The sequence below is a fragment of the Danxiaibacter flavus genome, assembly GCF_041060425.1.
GTDB lineage: Bacteria > Bacteroidota > Bacteroidia > Chitinophagales > Chitinophagaceae > Danxiaibacter > Danxiaibacter flavus.
Genome location: NZ_JAULBC010000001.1, coordinates 986,343 through 998,961, shown reverse-complemented (window position 1 = coordinate 998,961; position 12,619 = coordinate 986,343). Strand labels below are relative to the sequence as shown.

Below are 12,619 nucleotides of genomic sequence, written 5' to 3'. Positions count from 1 at the left end.
ACGCCTAATACGTAGCACTTCACACTAAAAAACAATAACTGTTTTGCCAATTGATTTTCCGGATTCCTGCAAGCGATGTGCTTCTTTCAAATTATCTACAGTAAACCCATTGAATGTTGTATTCAGCGTATGTACAATAGTCCCATTATCGAGCAGATCGGCTACCTTATTAAGAATATTATGTTGCTCGATCATATCATCGGTTTGATACATTGAACGCGTATACATAAGTTCCCAGGAGAATGTTACACTTTTATTCTTCAGCTTATTCAATGCAACCGGAGCAGCTGAACCTGTTATGGAAGCAATATGTCCCTGAGGCTTGATAAGTTGTACAACGGTATCCCAATAGCTGTTAATATCAACAAGATCAATAATAAAATCAATTTCTTTATAACCGGCCTTCCCGAGATCTTCTATCAAATGATGATGATTAACTACAACATCTGCTCCCATTTGCCTGCACCATTCCTCGGTTTCCGGGCGACTGGCGGTAGCGATAACATGTAAACCTGCTATTTTCTTAGCAAGCTGAATCGCAATTGAACCTACGCCTCCGGCACCGCCAAGTACGAGCACAGACTTACCTTTATCCCTGTCATCAATGCGAAAACGATCAAATAAAACTTCCCATGCAGTTAGTGTAGTAAGTGGCATCGCAGCAGCCTCGGCATCGTTTAGTTTTAAAGGTTTTCTGCCGACAATCCTTTCATCTACGAGCTGATATTCTGCATTTGACCCGGGCCTGGTCAGGTCACCGGCATAATACACTTCATCTCCGGGTTTAAATAGTGTAACAGACTTCCCAACCGATTCAACTATTCCTGCTGCATCCCAGCCAATGATCTTTGGTTCAGCAAGAACGTTTTCTTTTGCGCTATTTTGCCTGACTTTAAAATCAACAGGGTTAACGCTGATTGCTTTAATTCTAACCAGCAAATCGCGGTCGCCGGGAACAGGCTTATCCAATTCAAACTCTATAAAACTCTCCTGCTCTGCTATAGGTAATGACTTTTTAAATCCGATTGCTTTCATCGTGTATCTTTTAAATCGTTGTCTAAAAATGAATACGAGAGAGAAGCAAATGTACAAGTTCTTTTCATTGCCGTTCCGCTTTAGCACAATGTCATTTGGTTAAGAATATTTATAGCTCCGGCGGAGCTTCTGTTTGTAGAAAATCAGGATTTTAAAAATATCACCGGATTCGAGCGGAGTCTCCTGTAACGCTTGACAGGTAGCTCCTAAAGGAGCTTGAACGATGCGTTTTTTTCTTTCTACAAAGCGGATGCTCCTACGGAGCAACACCAGCGAACCATCCTTAACTAAATGACATTGCGCTTTAGCAAACCGCAAAAAGCAAAATCGTGGACAACGTCATTTAGTTAAGAACATCTAAAGCACCAACAGAGCTTCCTGCTGATAGGAAATCAGATTCCTGGCGCAAGTATGCGGCTCAGCTTTGTGTCTACCGCACTTGTGCAGAGACAACACTTCCTTTCCAGATAATCACTGCGCATCATTGCAATAGACACACCCGGCATTTAAACAATGCACCTCAAGAAGGCGTAATTAACTATATAAGTGCTTATATATTTAAGTAATAAAATTAAGGCTACTGTAGAAACAGCAGCCGGATATACCCTCAATAGGTATGATAAAAAAGCTTATACTATTGTAGATATTGATATTATCAATTTACAATAAATATTTTTTGTAGCAACGTCTTAGTGATAAAATTAATCTTGCAGAGGCCATTATCATTTAACACAGGTTCTGATGGCTTCTTTGAGGGCGTCCTGTTTTACAATCTATTATATCTAACGGTCGCAAATACGTTCTAGTATGCACTGCAGCAAAAATTTTTACCTCATTTATCAATCTATCAATAAGCGGTTAGTTATAGCCGGATTAGCTGCAAGTTTAATGCCACTTAAATTACCTGAAAATCAATCACCTCAACTATTGCACAAGACTTTCATCACCCTTTTTTCATTTATTTTTAATAACAATAGGATCTTCTATAAGATGACATTCCGGTAGTTCACCTTCAACAATTAATTTTCCCCGGATATACTTTTGCTTCCACGATTTTGTAACCTTTTTAATACCAACCGGATAAATACACAAACCATCTTTATTAAGCCGCACTTTGAGAAAATTTTTATAATCTTCACAAGCCAGTGCCGATGAAGCTTCATCAATATGGTTATTAAAAACAAGATTGGAAACGTACAGATATAACCCCATAAAAATTCCGCCCTGTATAAAACCGGTGACGGCTATGATCAATGCAAATATTGGCCACCAATATACTTTCAACACTTCTTCCATCAACACGGGATAATAAGTTCTTGCTACAAACCAAAAGCTTAAAAAAGGCAACATACATTGCAGAATTCCATGAATAAGGCCAAACCACTTTACGCGACGCATTCCTTTTTTCTTATCTGTAAAATTGTAAAATCCGGCAACGATCAATGCGCAGAGCAAAAACACAAATGGCGTTGCTAATATGGCTCTTCCTGTAACGGATAAAAATCCGCTGAAGGAAACCCTGCTTAACGTTTGCATATAATTAGGTTGGGCACTTTGCAAAAACCACAATAACAGGCAATACACAACACTAAGCAGTGCGGCGAACAATGGGTTCTTCCAAAAGAACAGCAAAACACCATGCAGTAATGTATAAGATGTTTTTGCATCAGGAAAACAACTCTTAAGTTTTGCACCACCCTTTAATGTGGTTAATTCTGCAGGAAGATTGTGTGTAAAATGAAGAAAGGCACCTCCACCGCCGGAACCAATAAAATGCTTGCAACAAGCACCTTCTCTTAAAGACTCGTAATGCGAGTAATGATGAAGATCACCGGTTAAAACAACGGACAAACAAAAAGATTTTGCAAGCGGCCTGTCATCACTACCCGTTATGTAATTCTCCACAAAGAAATTAAAGCGATTATATGACTTGTCTGTCTTGTACAGTTCATGATAGATCCATGCAGGCTCGGCAGTTAGCAATATAATTTTGTCGCCTTGTTTCATATGATTGTCGGCAATGCGTTGAAAATATTCCAACTGTGGCTTATCAATATCCTCATCAAGCTGCACATCAATTGCCCAGATCCAATGATCATGCGGTAATGGCAAAGCAAAATAACTGCGCCGTTGCAGTGTTTTCCAATTACCAATGTTTCTCTGCTGACAAAATACTTTTAAAAAGTTTCCTAAACCGTCGTACCAGTCATGATTACCGGGAATAGCAAACATGTGAGGACGATCATGATCATTTTCTTCAAGAGGAAAGGCTGCTTCAAAAGGCGTTCTGAATTTATTTTCATAAGCATCAGCAGTTGGCGCAGGATAGATCTGATCTCCTCCAAGCAGAAGGATCTTGCCTCTTTTCAACAAGTGTACACTGTTATGATCCTGAACGCGCAGTTGTTGTTGAGCAATGCTGCGGGCAATTGAAAATGTGGAATTAAATCCATCGCCTGTATCACTTACAAAATCAATCCACATCTCATCACGTTGTGAATAATCCGCCGCCATACTGCTTAACTCCTTTTCATCAGTTGCCTTGTCAGCCAGTGCTGCCTCCATTTCGCGTTTGTCTGCATAGTTTCCAAAGAGTCCGGAGATAGCTACTTTTATCCCGGTTTGAAAAAGCATTTTCGGCGCGAACCAACTTACCATTTTCGCTTGCCTGTATTTCTTACCCATAAGCATCTTATACATGAATACGACATTTGTTTAACTACAAACTAAATTTCTAATTGCAGGAAACATAGAAGAACTAAAACAATGCATATCCTTAGCATCATTGAAAACATTCTCCTAAAATAAAATATCTTACCATGTTTCGCAATCAAACAAAAATCCTTGTGCAATTTAAAAGCGTAGGACACTGATCTTTCCATTGATCAAACATCCGTTCATTTGATGATTCTTTTTTTGAAACCGATTACATAAAAAATATGCCTTGTTTTTGTAATCTTTTTTTAAGGTACAGATATCAAAGATTTAAAATCGATTAAATTCTTTTTTTATTTTTTACGCAAACGTTTGACTAATGGAACACAATTTGCTAGTTCCCAAAGCTTATTGTAATTTTTACTTATAAACTGCTAAAGCTTAGGACATGAGAAACAAAAATCAGGATGACTCATCTTGACGATGAGTGCATGATCGAAACATTTCCGACCCTGTCTTCTATTACTTGTCTACTGAAAGTCTACTTCTTTTATAATTAAACCAAACCAGCTATGAGGAAATTAAAAGGGGCACTCATTATCCCGCTTTTATTTTTAGGGCTTTTATTGCATGCCCAAACGCGAACCATTAAAGGGAAAGTTTTGTCGGCAACAAACAAACCTATCCCCGGCGCATCCGTACTTGTTAAGGGAACATCTAAAGGAACAGCAACTGAAACTGACGGGTCTTTTACCCTCAGCACTTCAGGCAAAGTAATACTTGTAGTCTCTTCTATTGGTTACACTAACGTAGAAGTATCTGTAGATGCTTCAGAAAGCACTGTACCAGATATTGTGCTTGCTGAATCTACAAGTGTAGCAAATGAAGTTGTTGTTACTGCATTAGGTATCACCCGTCAATCTAAAACACTGGTTTACGCCACGCAAAGCGTTAAGCCATCAGAGTTAACAGGAGTAAGGGATGCAAATAACGTACTTAACTCATTACAAGGTAAAGTAGCCAACGCCGTAATTACACAAGGTTCCGGCGGACCTGGAAGTGGTGCGAGGATTGTGTTGAGAGGTAACAGGTCGTTACAGGGTGATAATAACGCCCTGATAGTTGTTGATGGTGTTCCTATCAACAATGACACATACAGCACCGCAGGCAGTGACTTTGGTTCTGTACAAGGGTCTGACGGTGCATCAAACATTAACCCGGATGACATTGAATCTATGACCGTATTGAAAGGTGCATCTGCCGCAGCTTTGTACGGTAGCCAGGCCGGTAATGGTGTTTTGGTTATTACAACAAAAAAAGGAAGAAAAGATCGCATAGCTGTTGACGTTAACTCCGGCATTGCGATTGAAACACCGTTCGCTCTGCCAAAAGTTCAAAACAGCTACGGACAAGGTAACGGTAATACACTTGATCCTTCATCAGGCGAAAGCTGGGGTGCGAAAATGACCGGACAGTCTTACACAAATTATCTCGGACAAAGCCGTACTTATTCATCTCAACCTGATAATATCAAAGACTTCTTCAGAGATGGATTAAGTCTTAATAACTCAATCGGTATATCTGGTGGTAGCGACAAGATGCAAACATATCTTTCTTACACCAACAATAATATTCAGGGCATTATACCTAAGAATGACCTGATGAGAAATACAGTTACATTAAGAGTAAGCAACCAGTTAGGTAAGCATTTTTCAACTGATGCAAAAGTTACTTACATCAACCAGCACATCATGAATAAGCCAAGAACAGGTGAAGAAAACGCCCCTGTTATTGACATTTACCAGATACCACGCAACGTAGCAATTACAGACGCTCAAAACTCAGAAACGTTTAACAGCCTGGGAATTCCCGTTCCTACAGCATGGCCATCAACGCTTTCATCTATTTACCAGAATCCCTACTGGATGATCAACAGAACAGCATTGAATGAAACCAGGGATCGTATCATGGGTTTTATTTCAGCTAAATATCAAATCAACGACTGGCTTAATCTTACAGGACGCGCCAACATCGACAGAAGAATAGACAAGCTTGAAGAACTTTACTCACAGGGAACCATATTGTGGGCAACACAGGCCGGTGGCTACTATGCTAAAACAAACATTACTACGACACAACAGTGGTATGATTTGATTCTGGAAGGACACAACAAAATTGCCAAAGACCTGAATGTAACTTATCACGCAGGTGCTATTTACCAGGATGCTACATTTGAATCAAACAGATCACAGGCTGACGGTTTGAATGTGACTAATAAATTCAGTTTGAACTTTGCAACAAACCCGGCATTGATCTCAAGTGCAAATGAAGTACAGACACAATCCGTATTCGGCCAGGCAAGTTTCTCTTTTAAAGATGCGTTGTTCCTTGATGCGAGCATACGTAATGACTGGGATTCGCGCCTTCCATCTCCGTACTCTTACCAGTATTATTCAGTCGGTGGATCAGCAGTATTATCCGATCTGTTTACACTGCCAAAAAGCATTTCTTTCCTGAAAGCAAACATCAACTATGCTGAAGTAGGTAACGGCGGTCAGTTCGGTTTACTTAAAACTACATACGCTTACAACCAGGGAGCAGGCAACGGTTCTCTTACGCGTAGCTCAACACTACCTATTCCGGGTTTGAAACCTGAAATAGTTAAGAACATTGAAGCCGGCGTTGAAGCAAGATTTCTTAAAGACAGAATTGGATTCAGTGCAACCTGGTACAAGAGCAACTCTTTCAACCAGCTTCTGCAGATTGGTCTTCCTGTGGCAACAGGTTATGCTAACAAATATATCAACGCAGGTAATATTCAAAACCAGGGCTTTGAGTTGATTGTAAATGCTACCCCTGTTAAAACGCCAAACTTCAGCTGGGATATGACAGTGAACTTCTCTTTAAACCGCAGCAAGGTAAAAGAGATCAGCAGCGATCTTAAGATCGTTTATCTGGGCGGCGGTTACGGACGTTCTGCAACTCCGATTGCCCAGGAAGGTGGTGCATATGGCGATCTGCTCGCATTTAAATGGCAAAGAGACGGTAAAGGAAACTATGTTGTGGATTCACTGGGACGCCCGATTGCCACTGGTGCACAGGAATACATCGGCAACTTTAATCCTAAAGAAAACATTGGCTTTACAAATACGTTCACTTACAAAAGGTTTTCACTCCGCATTCTTATGGACGGACGCGTAGGCGGTACAATGGTATCCGGTACAGAAATGAACCTTGCATTTAGCGGCATAACAGAAGGCACTGAGAAATACCGGGAAGGCGGATGGAACCTGCATGGTGTTAGTTCAAGCGGCAGCAGTGTAGGTGCAACTATTAAAGCACAGGATTTCTGGCAGATAGCATCAGGTAAACGTTATGGTAATGGTGAGTTCTTTGCGTACGACGCAACCAGCTTCAGAGTAAGGGAACTTTCTCTTGGATATGACATACCAGTTAAACCGGGATTCTTTATCAAAGGCCTGAAAGTAGCAGCTTCTGCGCGTAACCTGCTCTGGCTGTACAGAGGTAGTTCCACATTGGATATACCAGGACTTGACAAACGCAAAATGTGGTTTGATCCTGATATGAGCCTTGGTAACGGAAACTACCAGGGTGTTGAATATGGAACTCTTCCGGCAACACGCACATTTAACTTTAACCTGAGGATCTCTCTATAATTTTTAAACTTATTACGATATGAAAATAATACAAGTATTTTCTGGAACACGAGTTAAACTGGCACTCCTCAGTGTTACGCTCACCGGGATGATGCTTTCATGTACCAAGAAATTCGACGAAATAAATACAGATAAAAATTCCGTGGCAACTGTAGGTCCGGCTGAAATTCCTTTCCTTTTCACAAAAGCTCAGTCAACGGCCACCAACAGCCAATGGAACTACCAGGTTGCGCAAAACCTGTTCTCTGATCAGTATGCGCAATACTTTGCATGCGTAGCAACGTACTTCCCATCAGACCGGTTGGTGATCCGCATGGACTGGGTTGGAGCAGCATTTAACCCGATGTATACAGATGTGATGCCACAGTTACAGACAATTTTACAAAACACAGATCCATCAACTGTCGAAAATGCCATTGCCAATGTTTGGTGGGTATACACTTTCCATAAAGTAACAGATTATTGGGGACCTATACCTTACTTCAGCATTGGTCAACCTATCAGCTCAGTACCGTATGACCCGCAGGATAAGATCTATGATGATTTCTTTAAGCGCCTGACTGATGCAGTAAATGTTTTAAAAGGGCAAACAAGCACTACTGCTTTTGGAGGCAGCTACGATATTATTTACAAAGGCAATGTAAACAAATGGATCTTATTTGCCAATACATTGCGTTTACGCCTGGCTATGAGGATTTCAAAAGTTGATCCTGCCCGTGCAAAAACAGAAGCTGAAGCTGCATACGCCGGAGGCGTTCTTGCTACCAGCCCCGATGATGATGCGCTTGTAACAAGAAGTACCAAAGGCAGTGACGGTAACGGTCTATCCATTATGTCTGACTGGAACGAGTTCAGAATGAGCGCTTCAATGGAATCTGTTCTGAAAGGTTATGCCGATCCGAGAATGTCTATCTATTTTGTGCCTGCTAAAAACACCGGCACTTATGAAGGCGTAAGAAATGGATTAACAGCAACACAATTAACAGAAGACATTAATAAAGCTGACAATAACTCTCACGTTGGTAAACGCTGGGCATCTCCAAACGTTACCGACAAGAATGGCGTTTCATTGGGTTCAAGCGACTACCTGAACACACCGCAAAACGTAATGTGCTCTGCGGAGGCATATTTTATACGCGCTGAAGGTGCATTACTCGGTTGGAACATGGGTGGAACAGCTAAGGATCTGTACGAAAAAGGCATTACACAGTCTCTTCACCAATGGGGAATTATTGACGCCACTGTTATCAATAATTACATCAACAGCACTGCTGTTCCAGTAGCTCCTAATGATTACCTGAAGTCAGCGCCAATGACAACCATTCCGGTTAAATTCAACACCGCAGACGTTAATATTCAGAAGGAACAGATCGCTACACAAAAATGGCTGGCATTGTTCCCTGATGGCATGGAAGCATGGGCAGATTACAGAAGAAGCCATGTACTTAAATTATATCCCGTTGCCAATTCAGACAATCCGGACATCACCAACACAACAACACAGTGGATCAGAAGAATTCCTTTCCTTCTGTCTGAAACGCAAACCAACGGTAAAGCTGTTGAAGATGCTGTTAAGTTGTTGAATGGTCCGGATAAGGTTACTACGCCGTTGTGGTGGGATAAGAACTGATAGCCAATAGCTATCAGCTATTAGCTTCAGGTTTCAGGCGCCAGGTTAATGGAGTAATTAGCCTGCACCACTTGCAACGTATAACGTACAACGTAAAACTTATAACGTAAAACTTATCACGTACAACGTACAACTCAAAAGATTCCATCAGCAATTGATGGAATCTTTTTATATTTAAATGAAGCTTCTTTCCATTACTAATACCAACAGTTTAATGCATACCATCGTTACTTCTGTGAAAAATTGGCTGACCATATCCTGCTTTTCAGTACTGTTTTTTTGTAGCTGCAGCAACGATACATCTCACCTTTTTACAAGACTTGACAAAGACAAAACAGGCATTCATTTTCAAAACACACTGTTTGAAGGAGAAGGTTTAAGTGTATTGAATTATACTTATTTCTACAATGGTAACGGAGTGGCCATCGGCGACATTAACAATGACGGATTACAGGACATACTTTTTACGGGTAACATGGTTAAAAACCGGCTTTACTTAAACAAAGGGAATTTTGAGTTTGAGGATATTACTGCCAAAAGCGGCGTTGCAGATAAGCAGGGATGGTGCACAGGCGCAACAATGGCTGATGTAAACGGTGATGGCAAGCTTGACATTTACATCTGCAGAAGCGCGGATGTTAATCCTCAAAGAAGGAAGAATCTGCTCTTTATCAATAACGGAGACCTGACCTTTACAGAAAAAGCGGAAGAATACGGCTTGGCTGATCAGGGTTATTCCACTCAGGCATCTTTTTTTGACTATGATAAGGATGGCGATCTGGATTGCTTCATCATCAATCACTCACTACAAAAATATACTACAGGAGCACAAGAAAATCCCGAGTTGAGAAATCAACGCAATCCGGACTTTGCTAATAAATTATACAGAAACGACAACGGACACTTTACCAATGTTAGTGAACAAGCCGGCATTACATCCAACGTATTTACATTTGGTTTAGGCCTTGCAGTATCGGACATTAATAATGATGGCTGGCCAGATGTATATGTATCCAATGATTTTAACGAACCCGATTATCTTTTCATCAACAATCGCAACGGAACTTTTAGTGAAGCACTAAACAAATGCATGGACCAGGTTTCCTTGTATTCAATGGGATCGGATGTTGCTGATTTCAACAACGACGGTAAGCCGGACATCATTACTCTGGACATGCTTCCCGAAGATAACCTCACACAAAAAATGCATAGCGGCGCAGAGAACTTCGACAAATTTCAATATCTCTTCAGCCGTGGCTTTTTCTATCAATACAGCCGGAACATGTTGCAAAAAAACAACGGCGACGGGACATTCAGTGAGATTGGTCAATTAGCTGGCATATCAAATACTGACTGGAGCTGGAGTGCATTAATGGCTGACTACGACAATGATGGAAATAAAGATCTCTTTGTGAGCAATGGATATGTAAAGGACTACACTGACATGGATTTTATTAAGTACAGCATTGATCGTGCCGCCCAGGGCAATCAACTTAACAGAACAGGCAACAACAAGGATTTTATTGATAAAATGCCTGCTAATAAGATTGCCAACTACATTTTCAAAAACAACGGCGATGAAACTTTTACAAAGAAAACAGACGATTGGGGAATGAGCGATAAATCAGTTTCATCAGGTGCCGCTTATGCTGATCTTGATAATGACGGTGACCTTGATATGATCGTCTGCAACACCAACGATTTTGCTGGCATATATAAAAATAACAGTGAAGCACTCAGCAAAAATAATTTTCTGCGAATACAGTTAACAGGTATCAAAACTAACAGTATCGGAACCGGCACGAAAGTAAAAGTTTATTGCAGGGATACTTTGTACTACCAGGAGCAAATGCCGGTGAGAGGCTTTCAGTCATCAGTTGATCCTGTATTAAATTTCGGACTTGGTCAGCATTCAATTGTCGATTCTATTATCATTATCTGGCCCAATGATCAATACCAGAAGTTGCAACAAGTGAAAACAAATCAAACATTAGCAATAAAACAAACCGACGCGCATGATACCTGGACATATGATACGGTTCGGCCTGTTGGTTATTTTTCATCCACATCACTGGATAACATACGCCACAAAGAAAATCAGTTTAACGACTTTACCATACAAACACTTCTGCCTAATTATTTGTCAAGACAAGGACCGTGCATAATATCTGCCGATATAAATAAAGATGGATTGGATGACATTTTTGTTGGAGGAGCCAAACAACAACCATCTTCTGTTTACCTGCAAAACAAGCAGGGCAGTTTTACTAAAACCAATCAACCTGCAATAGCAGCAGACTCACTAAGCGAAGATGTGGCAGCTACGTTTTTTGACGCAGACAATGATGGTGATCCGGACCTGTATGTTGCAGCAGGCGGTTATGAATTTAATGAGAACGATCCTTTATTCCAGGACAGGTTATACATGAATGATGGCAAAGGCAACTTTACTAAAAATCAACATGCACTTCCTGCATTAACTTTCAGTAAAGGTTGCGTTAAAGCAGCTGATATAGATGGAGATGGAGACATGGATCTGTTTGTAGGCGGAAGGCTTATACCGGGTAAATATCCTTCAACACCACCGAGCAAATTACTGATAAACGACGGCAAAGGAACTTTTACCGATCAAACAGCAAAACTGGCACCAGGACTTGCAAATATTGGCATGGTCACCAGTGCTGCATGGTTGGATGTAAACAATGATCAACAGCCTGACCTGGTTGTTACCGGCGAATGGATGCCGGTTAAAGTTTTCATCAACAACAAGGGAGCCTTATCTGACGCATCGTCTGCTTACATTCAATTTCCGTCCACAGGCTGGTGGAATACGATCACGGCTGAAGATATGGATGGAGATGGCGATCTTGATCTAATTGTCGGCAACTGCGGGACCAACACACAATTCAAAGCTTCAGAAAAGAAACCGGTGACAGTTTATTATAAAGACTTTGATGGAAATGGATCTATAGATCCGATTGTTTGCTATTATATCAACGGCGTGTCATATCCGGTTTATTCAAGAGATGATCTCACCGATCAGCTTCCCTCGTTAAAAAAGAAATTTCTGGAATACCACGAATATGCATCTGCAAGCATCAAAGATGTTTTTCCTCCTGAACAGTTGAACAGCGCCGGTTTTCTTAAGGCTGAAAACATGAGGACCGTCTACCTGGAAAACAGAGGTACTAACGGGTTTATACAACACAACCTTCCTGTCGAAGCACAATATGCTCCGGTTTACAGCATTGTCATTACAGATGCCAATAACGATGGTAAAAAAGATATTTTACTCACCGGTAACAACTCCTGGACACGAATAAAATTTGGAAGATATACAGCTAACCATGGCGTTTTATTATTGGGTGACGGTAAAGGAAATTTCAGCTACGCACCCCAATACAAAAGCGGATTGCAATTAAAAGGAAATGTAAGAAGCGCTGCAGTTATTAATAACAATAAGATAATAGTTGGAGTAAATGATGGAGCAGCGATACTACTTCAATTGAAAATTGACAGGTGAAAGTTGAAAATGAATTGTGGATGTGCGGATGTGCAAATGTGCGGATGTGCGGATGTGCGGATGCGCGAATGTGCGGATGGGCGGATGTGCAAATGTGCG

Annotated in this window: 5 protein-coding genes; 3 read left to right on the top strand and 2 right to left on the bottom strand. The window is 40.9% G+C overall.

The annotated features are described in order from the left end of the window. Window positions 1–24: 24 nt before the first annotated feature. On the bottom strand, window positions 25–1,035 hold the full coding sequence (locus QTN47_RS03760) for a zinc-binding alcohol dehydrogenase family protein (protein WP_369327985.1): 1,011 nt from the start codon (window positions 1,033–1,035) through the stop codon (window positions 25–27). A 954-nt stretch (window positions 1,036–1,989) separates the two neighbouring features. Beyond that, window positions 1,990–3,735, bottom strand: a complete 1,746-nt coding sequence (locus QTN47_RS03755; protein ID WP_369327984.1) for a metallophosphoesterase — start codon at window positions 3,733–3,735, stop codon at window positions 1,990–1,992. Between the two features lie 527 nt (window positions 3,736–4,262). Between QTN47_RS03755 and QTN47_RS03750 the strand changes: the two genes are divergently transcribed. From QTN47_RS03750 to QTN47_RS03740, 3 genes are all read left to right on the top strand, one after another. Then, window positions 4,263–7,367 (top strand): SusC/RagA family TonB-linked outer membrane protein, encoded by a 3,105-nt coding sequence (locus QTN47_RS03750; protein WP_369327983.1) that lies wholly within the window; start codon window positions 4,263–4,265, stop codon window positions 7,365–7,367. 19 nt (window positions 7,368–7,386) lie between these two features. Next, entirely contained in the window at window positions 7,387–8,997 is a 1,611-nt protein-coding gene (locus QTN47_RS03745; protein WP_369327982.1) for a SusD/RagB family nutrient-binding outer membrane lipoprotein, read from the top strand. A gap of 214 nt (window positions 8,998–9,211) precedes the next feature. Then, window positions 9,212–12,520 (top strand): VCBS repeat-containing protein, encoded by a 3,309-nt coding sequence (locus QTN47_RS03740; RefSeq protein ID WP_369327981.1) that lies wholly within the window; start codon window positions 9,212–9,214, stop codon window positions 12,518–12,520. Window positions 12,521–12,619 lie beyond the last annotated feature (99 nt).